The organism is Marinobacter sp. ATCH36 (assembly GCF_023555055.1).
Taxonomy (GTDB): Bacteria; Pseudomonadota; Gammaproteobacteria; order Pseudomonadales; family Oleiphilaceae; genus Marinobacter.
In genome coordinates this window covers 311,697-330,575 of the sequence record NZ_JAMJPL010000002.1, presented here as the reverse complement: position 1 = coordinate 330,575, position 18,879 = coordinate 311,697, and the positions used below count along the sequence as shown (strand labels likewise).

At 57.7% G+C, this 18,879-nt stretch carries 20 protein-coding genes; 10 read left to right on the top strand and 10 right to left on the bottom strand.

All coding sequences use genetic code 11. From position 1 onward, the window contains the following. The first annotated feature begins 13 nt into the window (after positions 1 to 13). Positions 14 to 652 (top strand): class I SAM-dependent methyltransferase, encoded by a 639-nt coding sequence (locus M8010_RS09180; protein ID WP_250090592.1) that lies wholly within the window; start codon positions 14 to 16, stop codon positions 650 to 652. Here M8010_RS09180 and M8010_RS09175 read toward each other — a convergent pair. Genes M8010_RS09175 through M8010_RS09160 form a run of 4 tightly spaced genes read right to left on the bottom strand, consistent with a single transcriptional unit; the run spans position 649 to position 4,632 of the window. After that, positions 649 to 1,644 carry a PA2778 family cysteine peptidase gene (locus tag M8010_RS09175; RefSeq protein ID WP_250090591.1) on the bottom strand — a complete coding sequence of 332 codons (996 nt, stop codon included), beginning with the start codon at positions 1,642 to 1,644 and terminating at the stop codon, positions 649 to 651. The genes M8010_RS09180 and M8010_RS09175 overlap by 4 nt on opposite strands. A gap of 12 nt (positions 1,645 to 1,656) precedes the next feature. Continuing rightward, entirely contained in the window at positions 1,657 to 2,058 is a 402-nt protein-coding gene (locus M8010_RS09170) for a PA2779 family protein (RefSeq protein ID WP_250090589.1), read from the bottom strand. Between the two features lie 20 nt (positions 2,059 to 2,078). Continuing rightward, positions 2,079 to 3,176 carry a carboxysome shell carbonic anhydrase gene (locus tag M8010_RS09165; protein ID WP_250090587.1) on the bottom strand — a complete coding sequence of 366 codons (1,098 nt, stop codon included), beginning with the start codon at positions 3,174 to 3,176 and terminating at the stop codon, positions 2,079 to 2,081. A gap of 19 nt (positions 3,177 to 3,195) precedes the next feature. Continuing rightward, on the bottom strand, positions 3,196 to 4,632 hold the full coding sequence (locus M8010_RS09160) for a phospholipase D-like domain-containing protein (RefSeq protein ID WP_250090585.1): 1,437 nt from the start codon (positions 4,630 to 4,632) through the stop codon (positions 3,196 to 3,198). A gap of 217 nt (positions 4,633 to 4,849) precedes the next feature. On the opposite strand from M8010_RS09160, the gene M8010_RS09155 reads away from it, so the two are divergent. The 3 genes from M8010_RS09155 to M8010_RS09145 are packed head-to-tail and all read left to right on the top strand — an operon-like array spanning position 4,850 to position 7,619. Beyond that, entirely contained in the window at positions 4,850 to 6,508 is a 1,659-nt protein-coding gene (locus tag M8010_RS09155) for a serine/threonine-protein kinase (protein ID WP_250090583.1), read from the top strand. Then, positions 6,508 to 7,254 (top strand): PP2C family protein-serine/threonine phosphatase, encoded by a 747-nt coding sequence (locus tag M8010_RS09150; RefSeq protein ID WP_250091154.1) that lies wholly within the window; start codon positions 6,508 to 6,510, stop codon positions 7,252 to 7,254. Before M8010_RS09155 ends, M8010_RS09150 begins: the two co-directional genes overlap by 1 nt. Positions 7,255 to 7,268: 14 nt before the next feature. Further along, complete coding sequence (locus tag M8010_RS09145) at positions 7,269 to 7,619, top strand: FHA domain-containing protein (protein ID WP_250090581.1); 351 nt, start codon at positions 7,269 to 7,271, stop codon at positions 7,617 to 7,619. A 3-nt stretch (positions 7,620 to 7,622) separates the two neighbouring features. Here the strand turns inward: M8010_RS09145 and M8010_RS09140 are convergent, their stop codons facing one another. Continuing rightward, complete coding sequence (locus tag M8010_RS09140) at positions 7,623 to 8,336, bottom strand: glutamine amidotransferase (protein ID WP_250090579.1); 714 nt, start codon at positions 8,334 to 8,336, stop codon at positions 7,623 to 7,625. Between the two features lies 1 nt (position 8,337). After that, positions 8,338 to 9,072, bottom strand: coding sequence for a YebC/PmpR family DNA-binding transcriptional regulator (locus M8010_RS09135; protein ID WP_250090577.1), 735 nt, complete (start codon positions 9,070 to 9,072; stop codon positions 8,338 to 8,340). Between the two features lie 180 nt (positions 9,073 to 9,252). Between M8010_RS09135 and M8010_RS09130 the strand changes: the two genes are divergently transcribed. Together M8010_RS09130 and M8010_RS09125 are read left to right on the top strand one after the other, a co-directional pair. Beyond that, a complete protein-coding gene (locus tag M8010_RS09130; RefSeq protein ID WP_250090576.1) occupies positions 9,253 to 9,675 on the top strand; it encodes a tetratricopeptide repeat protein in 423 nt (140 codons plus the stop codon). A 130-nt stretch (positions 9,676 to 9,805) separates the two neighbouring features. Further along, positions 9,806 to 10,288 (top strand): hypothetical protein, encoded by a 483-nt coding sequence (locus M8010_RS09125; protein WP_250090575.1) that lies wholly within the window; start codon positions 9,806 to 9,808, stop codon positions 10,286 to 10,288. 3 nt (positions 10,289 to 10,291) lie between these two features. Here the strand turns inward: M8010_RS09125 and M8010_RS09120 are convergent, their stop codons facing one another. Both M8010_RS09120 and M8010_RS09115 read right to left on the bottom strand, forming a co-directional pair. Continuing rightward, positions 10,292 to 11,098: an oxygen-binding di-iron domain-containing protein gene (locus tag M8010_RS09120; protein ID WP_250090574.1), complete on the bottom strand. Its 807-nt coding sequence runs from the start codon at positions 11,096 to 11,098 to the stop codon at positions 10,292 to 10,294. A gap of 141 nt (positions 11,099 to 11,239) precedes the next feature. After that, complete coding sequence (locus tag M8010_RS09115) at positions 11,240 to 11,668, bottom strand: SRPBCC family protein (RefSeq protein WP_250090573.1); 429 nt, start codon at positions 11,666 to 11,668, stop codon at positions 11,240 to 11,242. 139 nt (positions 11,669 to 11,807) lie between these two features. Here M8010_RS09115 and M8010_RS09110 point away from each other — a divergent pair, with 139 nt between their 5' ends. From M8010_RS09110 to M8010_RS09095, 4 genes are read left to right on the top strand one after another with little or no spacing between them, the layout of a single operon-like run. Then, positions 11,808 to 12,923, top strand: coding sequence for an AI-2E family transporter (locus tag M8010_RS09110; protein WP_250090572.1), 1,116 nt, complete (start codon positions 11,808 to 11,810; stop codon positions 12,921 to 12,923). 45 nt (positions 12,924 to 12,968) lie between these two features. Continuing rightward, positions 12,969 to 14,114, top strand: coding sequence for an alcohol dehydrogenase catalytic domain-containing protein (locus tag M8010_RS09105; protein ID WP_250091152.1), 1,146 nt, complete (start codon positions 12,969 to 12,971; stop codon positions 14,112 to 14,114). A gap of 2 nt (positions 14,115 to 14,116) precedes the next feature. Continuing rightward, positions 14,117 to 15,160 carry a proline racemase family protein gene (locus M8010_RS09100; RefSeq protein WP_250090571.1) on the top strand — a complete coding sequence of 348 codons (1,044 nt, stop codon included), beginning with the start codon at positions 14,117 to 14,119 and terminating at the stop codon, positions 15,158 to 15,160. Then, positions 15,157 to 16,500, top strand: coding sequence for a sodium-dependent transporter (locus M8010_RS09095; protein WP_250090570.1), 1,344 nt, complete (start codon positions 15,157 to 15,159; stop codon positions 16,498 to 16,500). The genes M8010_RS09100 and M8010_RS09095 overlap by 4 nt, the downstream gene beginning before the upstream one ends. A 382-nt stretch (positions 16,501 to 16,882) precedes the next feature. Here M8010_RS09095 and M8010_RS09090 read toward each other — a convergent pair whose 3' ends face one another. Further along, complete coding sequence (locus M8010_RS09090; RefSeq protein WP_250090569.1) at positions 16,883 to 17,161, bottom strand: ACT domain-containing protein; 279 nt, start codon at positions 17,159 to 17,161, stop codon at positions 16,883 to 16,885. Next, on the bottom strand, positions 17,158 to 18,858 hold the full coding sequence (gene ilvG / locus M8010_RS09085) for an acetolactate synthase 2 catalytic subunit (protein ID WP_250090568.1): 1,701 nt from the start codon (positions 18,856 to 18,858) through the stop codon (positions 17,158 to 17,160). The genes M8010_RS09090 and ilvG overlap by 4 nt, the downstream gene beginning before the upstream one ends. Between the last annotated feature and the right edge of the window lie 21 nt (positions 18,859 to 18,879).

Here is an 18,879-nt window from a genome sequence, read left to right as displayed (position 1 = left end):
GGAGTTTTGTCCATTGACACCCTATTGCCCGGTTTGCGAGAGCCATGCGCTCGTGCCGTTCCAGACCATCAATGCTACCCGCTATCATCGCTGCACAGCCTGTGAAGCAACGGTCATGGATGAGGCAGACTGGCTGGACGAGCAGGAAGAGAAGGCAATTTATGACCTTCACGACAATAATCCGCAGGATGAGGGTTACCGCCGTTTTCTTTCGAAGCTGACCAATCCATTACTTGAACGATTGAGGGCAGGGGATCGCGGGCTGGATTTTGGCTGTGGCCCCGGTCCGGCGCTGGCCGTCATGCTGCGGGAGGCCGGGATGGATATGGCGCTCTATGATCCGTTTTTCTGTCCGGATGAGTCCGTTCTGGAACAGCAGTACGATTTTATTACCTGCACGGAAGTAGTGGAGCATCTGCATCGTCCCGCGGAGGTCTTCCGACAGTTGGACCGGCTGATGGCGGCGGGTAGCTGGTTGGGGGTCATGACCTGTTTCCAGACCGACGACGAACGTTTTGCCAACTGGCACTACCGGCGGGACCCGACTCACATTGTTTTCTATCGTCGAGCCACCCTGGAGTGGTTAGCCGGGGCCCATGGTTGGACACTCGACATTCCGGCCAAGGATGTGGCGTTGTTTCAGAAGCATTAGGGAGCCGGAGCAGGGCAGGTTACCACCGGGCATGACTCCGGGGGAGTGCTGTTCTGTATCTCGGGGGGCACGCCGTCAAAGCGCTCAGGGTTGATGGCCGCGGCGCAGCTGGCAGCGGTTTCAGCGGCAGTGGCGCAGCCCTGAGCCGCCAGCGAGTGGCCCAGATTGTTCCAGCCAGCTGCCACCCCGGGAAACTTCCGGGTCAGGCGCAGGTAGTGATGGGTGGCTTGCTCTGACTCTCCGTGTTCCCAGGCAATATTTCCCTGCCCCATAATGGCGGCCGGCTGGTCTGGCCAGGTCTGCTCCGCAGTCTGGTAGGCAGTTGTTGCGGCCATTGTTCGGCCGGTGGTTTCGAGGTCATTGGCTGACATCAAATAGCGCAGGGGTTCGGCGCTTGCCGGCAGCTGGTCAGGGGGTAACATAACGGCAGCCCAGTTCTCCGCACGTTGCCAGGTTGCCGTGAACACTTCCAGAGTTTCCTCGTGGCGCTCACGTGTGTCGGTATGCAGGATGATGTTTCGTTGTTCGGCATCGAAGCCCATAACCACGGCAAAATGCCACTGCGGCCACCAACCAAACCTCAGATTCTGCATGACAAGCACGGGGTTGCCCCCAGCCACCTCTTCCAGCAGGCTTTCCAGTGAACCATCCAGCGGGTAGACCAGAAGCCCGTGCGCGCGGGCTGCGGCTACCAGCTCTACTTTCAGGCTACCGTGCCGCTCCGGGAGGTAGACCAGCTCCTTGAGAACTTCCGGATTGGTGTTCAGCCCCTGGCTGTTGAGCATCATGGCCAGGGAAGCCGGGCCGCATTGGTAGCGCTCCTGGGCATAAAAAGGAACATCATCCAGCACCAGACGTTGTTCAATGTCCGTAGCGATGTTCAGGGTTTCGGGTTCTGGCCACTGAGGGCGGCTGGCGCAACCCGCAAGAACCATCGCCAGTACAACACTGGCAAGGATTCTTGGCGAGCGCGGATTGGTGAAGATAGTCACGAAGGCAGCGCGCTACCGGATACAGTTGATGAACGAGAAGATATTGGTGGCACAGAGCATGTCGGTAATGATGAACACCAGCAGAAACAGAACGATGATACCGACGACATCTTCACCCACCGGTGCCTCTGCCAGCTGTTGTTCGAACGACGACAGCTCCTGCGGTGTCAGGTTCTGGATACGTTGCTCAACCTGCTCCTGGCTGACGCCCATTTCAGCAAGCTTGTCCTTCACTTCATCACGCTCAAGCATATCCAGCAAAGATTGGCGGTCAAGGTCGGCCCGCTGCTCGGTCAGCAGTTCACCGGTGCCAACAACCCCTGCTGAGGCAGACGTTGCCCATACGGAGCCAAACGCCATCATGATGGCCATGAACAACGACACGTACCGCAGGTGCTTTCTGATGGTCTGCATTCAATTCTCCTTGCTTTGGTTTATGAAACATGTTCGCCCGCTCTCGGGTCTGGTTCTGCTGGCTGCACTTCGAGGCGTCTTTCCGGCCAGTTCAGGATAGCTGAACGGGTAACCATACGCTCTGCCAGCTCGGGAAAATCCTGCCGGATAACGTTGGCCGCGAATTCTGACAAAAAAGCGGACTTGAGAGTAGCACGCGCTTTCTGGGTTCCGGGTTCCAGATAAGGGGCTGAAGAGAGCAAAAGAAATCCATCGTCCGGCACCCGACCGCTTTCCATATTGGCCTTGATGATGCCGGCGGCCTGGCGGATAGGATGGGAAAGGTCAGGACTGTAGGGGCCGATAATCAGGGCTACATTGGGCACGTGGAGAAAGTCGAACCCCCGTCCAATGCAGATGACCCACTCCCGGTGCTCGATGTTGAGTTCCCGGTCGCTCTTTCTGATTTCAGAAATGTGCTGAATGTTGCCATAGACCAGTGGTAACAGATCCCGTTGCACCGGTATTGGCATATCCGGGTACAGGGAGGCGATTCGTGAACCAATCTCGTCTGCCTCTGCGGGAGTAATTGTGGACAGATCCAGGCTCAGGTTATCGCGACCGTGAAGAACCAGAGCGTCTTCATCGGTTTCAAAGCCACAAACCAGAGGGTAGACCGTCTGGTGTCCGCTGCCAAACAGCGCTTCAACCTGGCGGCGGATGCTGAAGGCGTGTGCCTGAGCAGCGTCACGGTCACAGTTGAAGCCTGCACATCCGCGTTCCGCAGCGCCTTTCGAGTAATGGTAAGTGATGATAATGAGCACCCGCCTGCCGGCGCCGACGGCGTCCTGCACAGTGTCGGCCAGCATGTCACCGAGGTAGGGCCAGCCCAGGTCAAAAATGCCGCCCAGGTTGCGAAAAGGGTGGATAATACCCAGTGGCGTCTGGGTTACATAGGGCAGATGAATGCGCCCATCCATGCACTTCATGGCAATGATAAGCGTGTTGTGTTCCGCCAGGTAACGTTGGCGGGCCAGGTGATTCTCGGGACTGCAGAAGCTCGCCGAGTGCTTCCGGCTCAGCTCCATCAGCCAGTCAATCCGCTCGTTAATGGGCCGGGAGTATTCGGGTGTATTCATCGAGATCACCTCTGCAAATCTAAAACGTAGACAGTCCCGTCGTCTCCATCAACCTGTATTGCCAGTACCGTAACCGCGATTCATCCGCCCAGGCTTCGTAAGGCAGGCTCATAACGGGTGTGTCACCGGGGCCGTGATTCCACTGGTCATCGAAAAAACCGGTTGCCTTGAGCACTGTATCGGAATCAGTCGTTGACACGATATGAACGCTGGTCTCGAGGTTCAGGTCATCCAGGTTCCGGCGGGTGAAATTCGCGGAGCCGAGTAGCAGCTGCGCTTTGCCGTCCTTGTCCTGCCGCGCAAGAAGCTTGGTGTGACACTGTTCACCTTCGGTGAGACACCAGCGCACGGTTATGCCAGCCCTCTTGAGCTCCATTGCCGCCTGGCGATTGGGGATGCCGCTTTTTTCGAGCCCGAAAGCATCGTTGTTGGCATCCAGCAGAACGCGGACCCCTACGCCGCGTTTATGGGCGTCTTTTAAACTCTGCAGAAGGGTACGGTGAGACAGGTAGAACATCGCCAGATCCAGACGGTCTCCCGACGATGCAGTGTCGATAATGTCCCGCGCTGACGAGAGGATGGCGGACTCGCTGACAACTTTGATGGTATCGGCAGATTTCGCCTCGGATTCCGGAAGGCTACCCAGTGCATTGTCTACAGCGGTTGTGTCCGCATCCGACATTGCCAGCACGGCCCGTTCGGTTCTGAGCAGATCGGCGACAGCGGGCCCTGCGAACCGCAGCCCGATGTTGCTGTGCCGACTACTTCCGTCGTGGGGGTTTGCGGAGGTAACGAGTGCGCTGAACCCATCGGCGCTGTCAACCACCAGGGTTTTGCGGTGGTTGGCCTTGAAGTTGGGTAGTGCCAGATAGCTGCGCAGTGTGACCGGTTGGTCCCCCAGGGCGTTGGGTAGCCAGCCGCCTGAGGCTGAATTGCCCATCCACTGGCAGCAGACGCGCCACAGCCCTGACCAGATGGGGTTACTGTCACGTAAGCGCTCCAGGCGCGTTTCCACCACTGGTATGCCAGCCTGACGGAGCTGCTGGAAATGGCGTGAGTTTGTACCACCGTAGACCGTGTTGATGGGGTCGGATATCACGATGATGTCCATCTCGGGATGGGCCTGCTTGCGGGAGATCAGGGCATCGGTAAGCGCACTGGCCAGTGGTATCTGACGGCTGCCGTCGGCACGGGAATCGTTGAACAGGAACATGTCCACCAACACGAACTGCTGCGCATTGGCAATCATATCGAAAATTTCAGCAAAGATTTCCTGGTCCAGCCGTGGCTCTTCATTGCCGAAGTGCAGGGTTCTGTCGGTAAGCAGCTTCGGGTTTATAAGAGGTCGTTCATCACCGTGATAGCTGAGTCCCTGGGGAAGGGATTTGAATGAGTGGTAGAGGCTGGTTGTTGTGATTGCAAGAAAAATAAAACCAATCAGTAACTTGAATGTCATTGTTTTGCTTCCCGGCGGAGACGTCCTTTCTGTGGACTATACGGCAGAAAAGTGGCTGGCGTCTTTTAAACCCTTGTCATCACCGTTTAATGCGGGCCGGGGCGTGATGGTGTTCCCAGCTAAACAAACCTTTACAAAAAACAGCCCCTGGTAACCTATCGCTGCCTGCGCTCACTTCCTAAACTTGCGGTACCAACCATTTACAATAACGGTTCCTGTGAATTCATTGGCTTTTGTATTTTCCCGCATTTTCAGCCTGCGCTTGCTTATCATTGTGCTGGCGCTGGCCTGTGCCTTCATGGGTGAGGTAATCCCGCTACTGAGCTGGGTGGATCGAATACTGTTCGGCTCCCTCGGAAATCCCTCCGGTATCGAAAACGCCGGCGCACTGATGACTCTGTCGCCAGAGATGTTCAACTCGGCCCTGGAATCGAGAGGGCTTTCCGAGCCTGCCTGGTCGACGGTTGCGATTCGTGCCGGGCTGATGGTATCCGCACTGTTTCTGGTGCTGGCGATTCCCCGGCTCGGTGGTGCCGTGGCCCTGCCCGTTATTCTGCTGGCGGCAGGCTCACTGGTGGTGTTGCAGGCAGCCTTCATGTTTTACAGGAATGCCTGGCTGCCGCTGGGGGAAGTGGTGACCCTGCTTATGGCTGGGTACCTCATCATGCTTTTCTGGCTACAACCCCGACGTGATATCGAGGCGCTCTCCGAAAATGTCCAGGCAGCGAGGACCCGTCTGGGCAAACTGTTGTTGCAACAAGGCCAGCCGGACGAAGCGCTGGAAGTTCTGTCTGAGTGCCCTCCCAGCGAGGATACGCTTGGTCTGCAATACGATATTGCCATCCAGCAGGAGCGCAAACGCCAGTATGACAAGGCCTGTGCCACCTACAGGCAGATTCTTGACCAGAAGCGCAAATACCGTGATGCCAACAAACGACTGGCGGCTCTGGAGAACCTGAACAGTGAAGGTACCGCGGCGGTGGCTGGGAACCTGGACGGCACACGAACACTGGTGCTGCCAGAACAGAATGTCAGCCGGCCAACTCTGGGCCGTTATGAGATTGAGCGGGAGATCGGGCGTGGCGCCATGGGGGTGGTCTACCTTGGCAAGGATCCGAAAATCGCCCGTACCGTGGCGATCAAAACCTTCAGCTACCAGGCCTTCGATGACAATGAATTGCGGGATCTGAAGGCGCGGTTTTTCAGGGAAGCGGAAGCGGCCGGGCGACTCAGCCACCCGGCGATAGTTACCATCTACGATGTGGGAGAAGAAGCGGACCTGGCGTTTATTGCCATGGATTATGCCAGTGGGCGCCCGCTCAGCGAGTATGGCAAACCGGGCCGGTTGTTGCCCCTGGCAACGGTGCTCGATATTGTCGCCCGGGTGGCGGATGCTCTTGACTATGCCCACCGCCAGAAGATCATTCACCGCGACATAAAGCCGGGGAACATTATTTTCAATCCGGATAATGGTGAACTGAAAATCACCGACTTCGGGATTGCCAAGATCTCTGATGATTCCCGAACCCGCACCGGGAATGTCATGGGAAGTCCGCTCTATATGTCACCAGAGCAGCTCAAGGGCCAGAAGGTAACGGGCGCGACTGACACCTATAGCCTGGGTGTCACGCTGTACAAACTGGTATCAGGCGAAACACCGTATCAGGGTGATACGCTGGCGAATCTGACCTACCAGATTCTGAACAAGCGCCCGAAGAGTGTCCGTGAATTCAATCCGAACCTGCCCAACGGTGTTGTTCGCCTAATCAACAAAGCCATACAGCGGGAGCCGGATAAGCGCTTCCTCAGTGCCTCAACCATGGCAGAAGCACTGCGGCGGCTGGCATCCCGCGAGGCGAAGGAGGAAGCATCGTGATGATTCCCCGTGTAGCCGGCGTCACCGACGTTGGGACTGTGCGCTCAGCCAATCAGGACGCCATTGACTGGCGGGTCAGTGATGACAATAGCCAGGTGCTGCTGGTAGTTGCCGATGGCATGGGCGGCTATCAGGGTGGGGAAATTGCCAGCCGCATTGCCGTAGAGACGGTCATGGAAGTGCTGGGAGGGTTCCTGGTGCAGGGTGACGAGGGTGCTTCAGACCTGCCCCCGGACGCCATGCAGGCAGCAATCAACCTTGCCAACGAACGCATACAGGAGTGTCGGGCAGGGAATGAAGACCTTGCCAAAATGGGCACGACTCTGGTTATCGCGTGGGTGATTGATGGCGAAGCTCACATTGCCCACCTGGGTGACTCCCGCTGTTACCTTGTTCACGAGGGCGAACTGCAGTGCCTGACGCGGGACGATACCGTGGTCCAGAACATGCTGGATGACGGCAGCATCCAGCCGGATGATGTGCCCAATGTTCCCTTTCGAAATGTGCTAACCCGGGCTCTGGGAGCTTCGTCCTCGCTCGCCAGTTTCGGGCGGGTGATACTCGGCCCGGGTGACTGCCTGCTGTTGTGTTCCGATGGCCTGACCGGGGCTCTGCCGGAAACTGACTGGTTGCCAGTGATATCAGGCCAGGGGGCGCCGGAAGACAAGGTGCGGGCGCTGGTCAGAACAAGCCTGGCCAATCAAGCGGCGGATAACGTGTCTGTCGTTCTTATGATACTCGAATAGAGAAGGAGCCGTGTATGGCCTCACTGTCACAACTGGTGGATAGCGTCGTGGTAACCACCTTTGAGCTGGATCAGCCCGAAATTCGGCTCGGCAGGGGCGGAGACAACGATATTCGCATCGATGAAATTTCCGTCAGCGGTCGCCACGCGGTTATTGAAGCAGTACCCAATGCCTACCTGGACGATATGGTGGATTACTACATCACTGACAGCAATAGCACCAACGGTACGTTTGTAAACGATATCCGCATCAGCGGGCGCCAGCGCCTGAACAGCAGTGACCTCGTGCGGATTGGCTGGAACGAGTTCCGGTTTGTGGACGAGGACGAGAATGCAATGGAAAAGACCGCCTACATTCTCGACTAGTGCCTACCGGTTCATGACTATTTGTGAGAAGCGATCCAGCAGCGAGGAAGCTTCCGGCGCGTCATTCACTCCTGCCAGCAGGGCATCGGCATCAAGTCCTTCTTTCTCAAGATCCGGAGCCTGGACTTTGAGGTAAGCCCGCATCACCTCTGATGAAAACTCAGGATGGAATTGAACACCCCAGGCGCACGGTCCCAGCCGGAACGCCTGATGGGCCTCGAATTCATTGCGCCCCAGAAGAACCGCGTTTTCCGGAAGCCGGAGAACGGATTGCCGGTGCGTCAGCTGGGCCGGAAATTGGCGGGGGAGACCTTTGAAAAGGGGATCGTCCAGCGCGCTATCCAGCAGCTCCACCTGATGCGTGCCGGTTTCCCGGCCCCGGGGATGAAAACCCACCTCGCCCCCGACAGCATGGGCCAGTAACTGATGGCCGTAGCACACGCCCAAAACCGGAACCTCGGCCTTGATCGCGTGAGCGAGCCAACTGGCGGTCTGCTCGCTCCAGTGTTCACGGTCGCTGACCATGGCCGGCGAGCCGGTGATGACAATGCCGTCCCAGTCTTCAGGTTGGCCCGGGAGGTCGTCTACGGTCACATCCACAACATGAATGTTGAGTTCCGGCGCCAGGCGGGTGACAAACCAGCTGTCAAAATCCCCGAATACCTCGCGAAGAGCAGGGTAAGTAGTGCCAGTTTTCAGTATCACGACCTTCGGCAAGTTACTGCTCCTGTCCATCTGCAATCACGGCGTTATGGTAGACGTTCTGCACATCATCCAGCTCGTTCAGCATGTCCATGAATTTTTCAAACAGCCCGATGTCGTCACCTTCGATGGTTGTGGTTGTCTGGGGCAGGAACTGGATCTCGTCCACCTCGAACTCCAGGCCTTCAAAGGCTTCCTGCAGTGCCTGCCGGGCCTTTGCGTATTCAGTATGGGGCGCAAATACGGTGATCATGCCGTCTTCATGCTCAATATCAGTGACATCCACGTCGGCCACCACCAGCGCTTCCAGTGCGGCTTCTTCATCATCGCCCTTGAACCCGAAGATGGCGCAGTGATCGAACATGTGACTGACACTGCCCTGGGTACCGATTTTGCACTTGGTTTTGGTAAAGGCCAGACGCACGTCACCAAAGGTGCGGTTGGGGTTATCCGTCAGGCAATCCACGATGGCCATGCAGTTACCTGGCCCGAAACCTTCATAGCGGGCAGGGGAGAAGTCTTCGCCGGCGCCCCCCTGGGCTTTTTCGATGGCTTTTTCGATAACGTGTGCCGGCACCTGATCTTTCTTGGCGCGGTCTATCAGGCCACGCAGTGACAGGTTGCTCTCTGGGTCCGGGCCACCGGACTTGGCGCAGACATAGATTTCACGGCCATACTTGCTGTAAACCTTGGTTTTGGCGGCGGCCGTTTTGGCCATGGAGTCTTTACGGTTCTGATAGGCTCTGCCCATTTCGCTGCCTCAATATCGTTTCAAAAGTGCGGATTTTACTCGACAAAACAGGCCGGTGACAGAGTTATTTCCCGGCCATGTACCCCACCCAAAGTTGTAAACCTTCGCCACTTTAGAGTCAAAGACGCTGCTTTTTGAGGGTGATAGCGTGGAACTGTCCCCTGATCCCCGGAGGTTTCCATGCCACGCCGATACGCTGCAAGCCGGATAGCCACCGCCATTGGTCTGATGATGTTGCTCTCACCCGTGGTGCGCGGCAACGAATCGGATCAGCAAATGGGAGTGGCCCGCGAGATGGTGAAGGTTCTTGAAGCCTATGCCGTTTACAAGATGGGCCAGTACGACCTGGCTTTCGAGCGGTACCAGGCGCTTGCCGAAGCCGGCAGCCACCAGGGGATGTACAACCTGGCAAACATGTACTCGGCGGGCCAGGGCGTAGCACAGAATGACGCCATGGCGTTCAAGTGGTATCTGAAAGCGGCTGAAGCCGGCGACAGATTGAGCATGTCCGAAGTAGCAAGGGCTTATGCCGAGGGCATCGGTACCCGGGCAAACCCGGTTCAGGCTGACTACTGGCGAACCAGGGCGGCGGAGCAACCCTAGTGTTTCCTCTCGGGCGTTCTGTGGCGGGAGCATTACCATGTCGTCATTGATTTGCCGGAGAAAATGGAAAGCTGATACGGTCTCAAGAAATTTGTTGAGGATCTTCGGCTGCGGTCCCGGGAGTAAAATAATGAAACGCACAGCAGTTTTGCCTTTGAGTCTGGCGCTTGTCATTGCGCTGCCCGGCCTCGTGATGGCGCAACAGGCGTCGTCTCAGCAGGGACAGAGCCAGATGCAGGGCCAGCCCGTCGTCGGCTCCGGGCTTATGACCCCTGAAGAGCAGGAGCAATTACGTGAGCGGATAGGTGCAGCCGGCAGCCACGAGGAGCGCCAGGCCATCCTTGATGAGCACCGCCTGAAAATGGCAGACCGCGCCCGGGCACAGGGTATGGACCCGCAGAGCATTGAGGGTTTGTCATCGTCTTCCGGTGATGATCCCCGCAGCCGCAAGATTAGTGGGCAACCCACTGGCGCGCCTCAGGGCGGCGCAGCGGGTCCTGCCACTGCTCCTGGCCAGGGAATGGGTATCAACACAGGCCCGGCAACGGGAACTGGCCGCGGGCCGCAGCAACCGGTTCCGGGGCAGCAGGACCGTGCAGGCGGTGTCCGTTAACCGCTACGACGAAAGATAGTCTACCGGCTGCCGGTAGTTTTCCTGGCTGACCAGGTCAATACCGCAGTCAACACTGGATACCCAGTTCAGGAACCGATCCACCATTTCCGGGCCTTCGAAGCGTTTGCCGTGCTGCGGCACAATGGCACTGACGTCCATCTGCCGAACCATATTGGCCCACAACTCACATACTTTTCGTGACGCAATATAGCGGCGGTGGAATCCGATCATGTTGGGTATGTGCCTGTCGAAGTCTGTCACGGGCTTGTGGTCGTCCTCACCACCCATGGACGCTCCGAGGTCGCCCGAGAACAGGATCTTCGAGACCGGATCATAGAACTGCAGGTTGCCCACCGAATGCATGAAATGCGCAGGCAGGCACTGAATATACGTCTCCCCGAAAGGCACGTTGATGCCGCCGTCCGGCACACTCAGAATACGGTCATAAACGCTTCCGCTGAGTTGCCCGGTTACATAGCCGGAAACCAGGTGGGGGAGGAAGCGGGCCCAAAGGCGGGAGGTGACAATTTTGGCGCGGGTATGGACGATCCAGCGGTCGATCGCGCCGATAATGTCCGGGTCCTGGTGGGAGGCAAACACGTAATCCATTTCGCGAATATTCATATACCGCGAAGCGGCAACCGATAGTGGGGTGTAGGTCAGGTCGCCACCCGGATCGATCAGTGCTTCGTGTTTGCCATCAACAATCAGGAACTGGTTGGACTGCACGCCCTCGCCGGTTACCAATGAATCGAACATCAGGCATTTATGTTGCCCGTTATCAAACAGAACGATGGGTTCCGCAGCCATTGTTGTCTCCCGCCAGGCTGAGTATCCGGCCCGGATGGCCGTATACTGCAAAATTTCCGGGAGGGTACAAAATTGGCAAATGCGATCTATTGCGTCAGGTCAATAAACTGATACCCATCAAGTAATGTTTTGCAACGTCATTCAGGCAAGCCTGGGAACACGCCGAATGCCCTTGCGTATACCCTGGTCCAGAGCTGAACAGACGAGTTTGCCGGTGAAGGGCACAGTGTCTTCAAATGAAATCGTGTACTGGACCCGGGTTCTGCCGTCAGCGGCATCCTCGAAGCGGATTCTGCCCAGGTGATTGCGGATAGGGCTCAGGCTGGAAATGGTGTATTCGATAAGTGTTTCTGGCTCAAAGGTGATCACCGTCTCCTTGAGTCCGATGGGACCAATTCCGATCTTGCGAATAGACCCGACACCATTAGGGTCGGCCTGGTCGCTGTCGCGAATTCGCTTGACCGGGGCGCCCAGCAGTTTCCCGAAACGCTCATGGTCTGCAAACAGGGCAAATACCCGGTGTCGCGGCACATCAAATGTTTCATCAATTTCAATCGTGTAGGTTGCCATAGCCGCACTCTTTAGGAACTGTATCAGACAGGGTATCCGGTAATGTGCTACAACAAAAGTCGTAGCGCCCTGATGACCAGGCTCTGGCCCGAAAGGGTTCACTACAACCAACTTAAACAGCAGAGGCACGCTGACTTGCATGGAAGACGAGAACCAGAACAACCAACCGACTGACGACCCGGGCACCGAGAAAAAGCCAGCCCGTTCCGACCTTGCCACGCCTCTCAACGGCTTGTTTGCGTTGGGCATACTCTACACCCTCTATCTGGCCCATCAGATTATTCTGCCGATTGTACTGGCTGTGCTGACCAGCCTTTTGCTGTTTCCGCTGGTCAGAAAAGCCTATGAGAAAGCCGGCATTCCGAGAGTGCTCAGTGCGCTGGTGCTGGTGATTCTGGTGCTTGCCGGGCTGGTCGGTATCGGTGTTGCCGTTGCCACTCCAGCTCTGGAGTGGGCACAACAGGCTCCGCAGGGAATCTCTCGACTAATGGTGGGGGAGAGCGGGTTGAAAACCCAGATCGACAAGGTCAATGAATCCGCCAAGAAGGTCGAAGAATCGATGGATGAGCTCTCGGAAGAGGGTGGGGAACAAGCCACCACCAACACCGTTGTGCTGCAAACCGACTCGTGGCGCAACCAGCTGATAACCAAGGCCCGCAATGGTGCCGCCGGCCTCGCTCTGGCCCTGGCGCTGACCTACTTTCTGCTGGTGGGCGGCGACCGCATTATCCAGAATTTCGTGCGCCAGCTACCCAGGGGCCAGCGGCGGAATGTGCTGCACATTGCCCGCGACTCCCAGCATGAAATCGCCCAATACCTTGCCGTACTTAGCCTCAGCAACCTGCTCGTTGGCATCACAACCGGTCTGATCTGCTGGGCCGTCGGCCTTCCTGACCCTGTCGTCTGGGGTCTGGTAGCGGGGCTTGCCAGGTTTATTCCCTATCTGGGCGTTATCCTGACGATCACACTCCTGGCCGTTGTGTCCGCAACCAGTCTGGATACTCTGTGGATGATGGCTATAGCTCCGGTTGGCTATCTGGCCCTTACCTCAACCGTCGGCTTTTTCATCGAACCCTGGATACATGGCTTTCGCATGGCCATCAACCCGGTCATCATCTTCGTGTCCATTTTCTTCTGGGGCTGGCTGTGGGGGCCCGTCGGTGTTTTGCTGGCCGTGCCCCTGATGACTGTTATCCAGGTGGTCCTCAAACAGATCCCGAAATTGCGCCCGATCTACAAGGTAATTGCGCGCTAGTGCTATCCTGAGGTGATAGCCAGCAGAAACAGGAGCAGAATGCCCATGATCCCCAAGACCATGAAAGCCATGCTGCTCACGGGCCACGGTGGCATCGAAAAACTGGAATACACCGAGGAGGTATCCACCCCCCAGCCCGGAGCGGGTGAAGTACTGGTCCGGGTAACCGCTACCGCCAAAAACAACACCGACCGCAAGGCCCGGGAAGGTCTTTACCCCACGAAGGAAAAAGGCGAAGTCACCTCTTTCCAGATGGGGGGCTCAGCCACGCTGACTTTTCCCAGAATCCAGGGCGCGGACGTGGTAGGTCATGTAGTTGCCGTGGGCGAGGGTGTTGATGAGGCACGGGTAGGCCAGCGTGGCCTGCTGGACTTCAACCTCTACGCCGATGGCCGCCGGGACATCAACCTTACCCCGGACTATTTTGGCCATGGTGCGGATGGCGGTTTCGCCGAATACATCGCGGTGCCGTCTGACCAGTTCCATCATGTCGAAAACGCTGAACTGGCCGATGCCGAACTGGCTTCCATGGGCATGTGCTCTTACCAGACAGCTCTGCACATGCTGACCTCTGCCAGGGTGAAGGCGGGTGAGCATATACTGGTTACCGGTGCCAGCGGTGGCGTCGGCACCGCCCTTATTCAACTGTGCCGCACCCTGGGTGCCATTCCCTATGCGTTGAGCCAGCAGGACAAAGCAGAAGCGCTGCTGAAACTGGGCGCTGCCGCAGTGCTGGACCGATCGGATATGAGCCATTTCACCGACAAGGTACGCGCCGCTACCGGCGGCCGGCCTATTGATGCCGTAATGGATCTTGCAGGCGGTGAGATGACCGACCAGTTTATTGACACCATGATTTTTGACATGAACAGCCGCGGTGACTACCCCCGTCTGAGCATTGCCGGTGCCAGCGCGGGCAATGTCAGCGAAATTATGTGGACCCGGATTTACCTCTACCAGGTACAGGTTTTCGGGGTGTCGCACGGTACCCGGGAAGAGGCCGAGCAACTGGTTGCGTGGATCCGTAGCGGCCAGTTAAAGCCGGTGCTGCATGCCGCCTTCAAACTCTCGGAGTTGCATGAGGCCGAACGCTATTTCGTCAACCGCAACAGCAACTACCTGGGCAAAATCGTGATTGTCCCGGACGCCCAATGGGCCACACACGGCGCCCCTTTTGCCTTGGAGAGTTAGAGATGCCCACGGAGCTTAATCTGCAACTGATGGATACCCATGCTGGCGGCGATGTGAGCCGGATTGTGACGGGCGGTATTCGCCCGCTTCCGGGCGCCACGGTGCGCGCCCAGATGGAATATCTGCGGGACGAGGCAGATGGCCTGCGCCGGCTTCTGCTGGAAGAGCCGTATGGTATTCCCGAGATGTCCGTAGATCTTCTGGTACCACCGACCGACCCCGAGGCGGTTGCCGGTTATATCATCATGGAAGTCATGGGGTATCCGATCTACTCCGGCTCGAACACCATCTGTACGGCCACTGCCGTGCTTGAGTCGGGAATCGTAGCCAAGCGCGAAGGCTGGCAAAGCTTCACGCTTGAGGCCCCGGCAGGCCTGGTTCACATCGATGCCTTTGTTCGTGATGGCGTGGTTGAGGCAATCACCTGCGGAGGGCTGCCCAGTTATATTGATACCTACAAAGCAAGCATTCACGTGCCGTCCATCGGTAACGTCACCTACAGCGTGGCTTACAGTGGTGGTTTCTATGCGCTCGTGGACGCACCAAGCCTGGGGTTCGACCTGACCCTGGATGAGGAGCGGAAGCTCAGCGAGTGTGCTTACCACATTATCTCGGCAATTCAGGCAGAACGGGGCTTCTCTCATTACACACTGGGAGATGTCGGGCCACTGCCGTTCCTTCACTTCATGGGGCAGGTTGAGCAGCTTTCGGACCATTCGTATCGATCCCGTTCGGCCACCTATGTACACCCGGGCGTAATCTGCCGCAGCACCACGGGCACCGGAACCTCTGCAAGGCTTGCGCTGATGAACTACGAGGGATTAATCAGCCCGGGCGACCGGCTGGAAACCGTCTCGCTGCGAGAAACCGGATTTATCGGCGAGTTCACGGGCGTGCGGCAGGAAGGGGAATACCAGGTGGTGGAGAACACCATCACCGGTAAAAGCTATGTGCTGAACCGTGCAGACATTATCGTGAATTGCGACGACCCGATGGTGGATTGTGGAGGGCTCACACACATTCTGACCAGCGCACATCAGGAATGACCAGAAAGCACAAGTTCATTGAAGAATCCCGCAAACAGTGGAGTTCCGAGCCGGCCTTCGTTGCTTCCATGGCAGCGGCTGCAGTCGGTCTGGGAAACCTTTGGCGCTTTCCATACATGGTGGGCGAGAACGGCGGCGGCGCATTTGTCGTTGCCTACCTGATAGCGCTCATCCTGGTGGTGCTTCCGATCATGATACTGGAAGTCTCTGCCGGTCGATTGTCAAAAGGCAGTACCGTACAGACATACCGCCAGGTGAACCGCTTCGGCGCGGTCTATGGCTGGTTCGTGGTGTTGATCACCATGGCAATCACCAGCTATTACCTGGTGATCACCGGCTGGACACTGGGGTATGCGGTGGATGCGGTACGTGATGACCTGCGCGTGTTTGATGGCTTCACTGGTGGCTTCAATTCGCTGTGGTATTTCATCGCCGTTACCCTGTTGGCCGCCCTCGTATTGGCAAAGGACGTCCAGGCCATCGAGCTGATGTCGAAAATCCTGATGCCAGTCCTGCTGGTGGTTATCGTGGGGCTGGTGATTTTCGCCAGCTCCACACCCGGGTGGGCGCAGACCAAGGATTTTTTCTTCCAGGTGGACTGGAGCCGCCTGGCCGATGGCAAACTCTGGGCTTTTGCCTTCGGACAGGCGTTCTACACCCTCGCAATCGGACAGGGCTACCTGGTTACCTACGGCAGTTTTATTCCCCGCCAAACCCATGTGCCCCGCGCCTGCATAATAGTCGCCGGCACCGAGACCAGCGTCGCCTTGCTGGCAGGCTGGATGATATTCCCATTCGTGTTCAGCTTCGGACTAGAACCCACAGAAGGCAGCCAGCTGGCATTCGTGACTATGCCCCGGGTGTTCGAGGACATGGCCGGTGGTTACTGGGTGGGCATCCTGTTTTTCGGCCTGTTTTTCGCCGCGGCCTTCAGCTCCAGCCTGGCTGGTCTGAAAGTCATGATCGCGGCGGTGGCCGAGGAATTCCGTCTGAGCAACACCGCAGCTGTCTCTATCGTGACCGTAGTGATGCTGGTTCTGGGTACCGCCTCGGCACTGAGCTTTACCCCGATGGAATGGACCATCGCCGGTGACCCGGTGCTGGATGTGGTGGACCGGATCGCCGGAGGCAACGTGATTATTTTCTCCGGAGTCGTCGGCGCCGCATTATTCTGCTGGTTTATTCCGCCACAGCAGATACGCACGGTGCTGGGGACGGAAAGCCGCTGGTGGGAATGGCGGATCTACTTGGTGGGCCGTTATCTGCCATTGGTAATGATACTCTGGATTGTGCTCACCTACGCCCTGGCGCAGTTAGGTATTACTCCGGCATCGCTCTAAGACCGTTCGGCCTGGTGAGTGCTTTGGAGTTGCCCTCTTTATTCGTAGCCTGCGTGGTTTGGGGGCGGGCTTGCGGGGTGGCATCTGTATTTTTTTGGAAAAAGAACTCGCTGCGCTCAGACACCTTTTTCTGGCAAAAAATCCAGATACCACCCCGCGCCGAGCAGACCACGGAAGGTTCGCAAAAAAGCCACACAACAAGGCCAACTCGATTCGAGTATCCCTGTGCTGCACGTCGATAGGGGGGTGGGGGTGTCTTTTCTGGCAAGGAAAAAGGTGTCTGAGCGTAGCGAGTTCTTTTTCCCGAAGAAAAGACACCCCCACCCCCCGTATCCGCCCGCAAAACCTGCAGGCTACGAACAAGAGGGTAACTCCCAATGTCTCAGGCGGTCTGAACCCGGGCTCCAGAATCCTGACCGAAGGCAACCTCGGCCACCGTATGCAACTTCTCCAGTTGGGCCCGGAGCATCGTAATGGGCCGGCTACCTTCCAGGGTCAGGACGATCTCGATGTGCTCGCCGGCGGACTCTACCGCCATTCTGGCAATGCGGAAACCACGAATACGGACCACCTGGCACAGGCGTTCCAGAGCGGCGGCTTCCTGGGACATGCGGCAGTTGAGGGTGTAACTCTGGATTGAGATGTCCGCTTGCGGGGTCATGCTATCTGCTCCTTGTTAGCAGTGCTGGTGCGTCGGGTTTCGTCGATCATTTCGCGGTTGCTGGCGCCGGGTTTGACGATGGGCCAGACGTTTTCCTCACGGCTGATGGCCACGTGCAGCAGCATCGGGCCGTTGTAGGCCAGGATGGTTTCGATACCGCGGCGGATCTGGTCGGTGCGTTCGATGTGCAGGGCCGGAATGTCGAAGGCGCGGGCCATGGCTACAAAGTCCGGGTTGTCGTCCAGGTTGATCTGGCTTTCCCGATTGTCGTAGAACAGCTCCTGCTGCTGACGCACCATGCCCAGGCATTGGTTGTCCATGATGATCAGTTTTACCGGCAGCTTGTAACGGCGGATGGTGGCCAGTTCCTGGGCGTTCATCATGAACGAGCCGTCACCTGTGACGTTGATAACCGTGCTGTTGCGGTCGGCGAACTGGGCGCCGATGGCGGCGGGCAGGCCAAAGCCCATGGTGCCCAGGCCACCGCTGGTGAGGTGATGGCGCGGGTGGTCAAACTCGTAATGCTGGGCGACCCACATCTGGTGCTGGCCCACGTCGCAGGCAATCACGGTGTCGTCCGGGGCGATTCGTGACAGCTGGCGGATGAAGGCGGGGCCGGTGATTGGTGCCAGGGGTTCTTCGTTGTCAGCTGCCTGGAAACCGCCCGTGGTGTGCCAGGTTCGGCACTGTTTCTGCCAGTCACTGATGGCCAGCGGCATATCTTTAACGGCATCACTCAAGGCCTCCAGAATTTCATTCAGATTCCCGCGGATAGCCAGGTCAGCCGTGCGCAGCTTGTTGATTTCAGCGGCGTCAGTGTCGATATGAATCATCCCGGCGTTTGGGGCGAAGCCGTCCAGTTTGCCAGTGGCCCGGTCATCCAGGCGGGCGCCGATGACCAGTAGCAGATCGCATTCATCCACCGCTCTATTGGCAGCGCGGGAGCCGTGCATGCCCAGCATTCCGAGGTTCCAGGGGTTATGTTTGCCGGGGTTGCCTATGCCTTTGAGGGTCACGACCGCCGGCAAAGCTGAGGACTCGGCGAATGCCCTGAAGCTGGCCTCTGCGTGGCCCAGGCTGATGCCACCGCCGCTGTAGAGCAGGGGTTTTCGGGCTTTGCGCAACATGGCCAGTACTTCAGTCAGATCCGGGCAGTGGGTGTGTTGCTGTCTGGGCCGCGGGCAGGGAGCGTCCGCCACTTCGGTCAGTAACAGGTCTTTGGGAATATCAATCCACACCGGTCCGGGCCGGCCGGCCTGAGCCAGTTCAATGGCTTCTTCCATGATGGCAGGCAGGGAGCTGGCGTCTTCAATCAGGTAACTGTGCTTGACGATCCCCAGGGTCATTCCCAACACATCGGTTTCCTGGAAGGCATCGGTGCCGATCAGTCCGGATGGCACCTGGCCCGTTATAACCAACATGGGGATCGAATCCCGGTGGGCATTGGCAACCCCGGTAATCAGGTTGGTGGCACCGGGGCCTGAGGTGGCGATGCATACCCCCAGCTTGCCGCTGGCACGGGCGTAGCCGTCTGCAGCCAGGGCGCAACCCTGCTCGTGGCGGCACAGCACGTGGTCCACACCCATATCGTCCACCAGCGCGTCGTATAGCGGCATGATGCAGCCACCCGGATAACCGAAAACCGTGCTGATGCGGTGGCGGTGGAACGCTTCAAGAATGTGCTGTGCGCCGTTCATGGTCGTTTTTCCCTTTTTCTT

Excerpts from the sequence above, each read along its gene's own strand:
- M8010_RS09090 (WP_250090569.1), bottom strand. The coding sequence starts at position 17,161 with ATGACCCCGCAAGCGGACATCTCAATCCAGAGTTACACCCTCAACTGC.
- M8010_RS09135 (WP_250090577.1), bottom strand. The coding sequence starts at position 9,072 with ATGGGCAGAGCCTATCAGAACCGTAAAGACTCCATGGCCAAAACGGCC.
- M8010_RS09120 (WP_250090574.1), bottom strand. The coding sequence starts at position 11,098 with ATGGCTGCGGAACCCATCGTTCTGTTTGATAACGGGCAACATAAATGC.
- M8010_RS09100 (WP_250090571.1), top strand. The coding sequence starts at position 14,117 with ATGCCCACGGAGCTTAATCTGCAACTGATGGATACCCATGCTGGCGGC.
- M8010_RS09125 (WP_250090575.1), top strand. The coding sequence starts at position 9,806 with ATGAAACGCACAGCAGTTTTGCCTTTGAGTCTGGCGCTTGTCATTGCG.
- ilvG (WP_250090568.1), bottom strand. The coding sequence starts at position 18,858 with ATGAACGGCGCACAGCACATTCTTGAAGCGTTCCACCGCCACCGCATC.
- M8010_RS09110 (WP_250090572.1), top strand. The coding sequence starts at position 11,808 with ATGGAAGACGAGAACCAGAACAACCAACCGACTGACGACCCGGGCACC.
- M8010_RS09170 (WP_250090589.1), bottom strand. The coding sequence starts at position 2,058 with ATGCAGACCATCAGAAAGCACCTGCGGTACGTGTCGTTGTTCATGGCC.
- M8010_RS09160 (WP_250090585.1), bottom strand. The coding sequence starts at position 4,632 with ATGACATTCAAGTTACTGATTGGTTTTATTTTTCTTGCAATCACAACA.
- M8010_RS09165 (WP_250090587.1), bottom strand. The coding sequence starts at position 3,176 with ATGAATACACCCGAATACTCCCGGCCCATTAACGAGCGGATTGACTGG.
- M8010_RS09115 (WP_250090573.1), bottom strand. The coding sequence starts at position 11,668 with ATGGCAACCTACACGATTGAAATTGATGAAACATTTGATGTGCCGCGA.
- M8010_RS09130 (WP_250090576.1), top strand. The coding sequence starts at position 9,253 with ATGCCACGCCGATACGCTGCAAGCCGGATAGCCACCGCCATTGGTCTG.
- M8010_RS09095 (WP_250090570.1), top strand. The coding sequence starts at position 15,157 with ATGACCAGAAAGCACAAGTTCATTGAAGAATCCCGCAAACAGTGGAGT.
- M8010_RS09105 (WP_250091152.1), top strand. The coding sequence starts at position 12,969 with ATGATCCCCAAGACCATGAAAGCCATGCTGCTCACGGGCCACGGTGGC.
- M8010_RS09150 (WP_250091154.1), top strand. The coding sequence starts at position 6,508 with ATGATTCCCCGTGTAGCCGGCGTCACCGACGTTGGGACTGTGCGCTCA.
- M8010_RS09145 (WP_250090581.1), top strand. The coding sequence starts at position 7,269 with ATGGCCTCACTGTCACAACTGGTGGATAGCGTCGTGGTAACCACCTTT.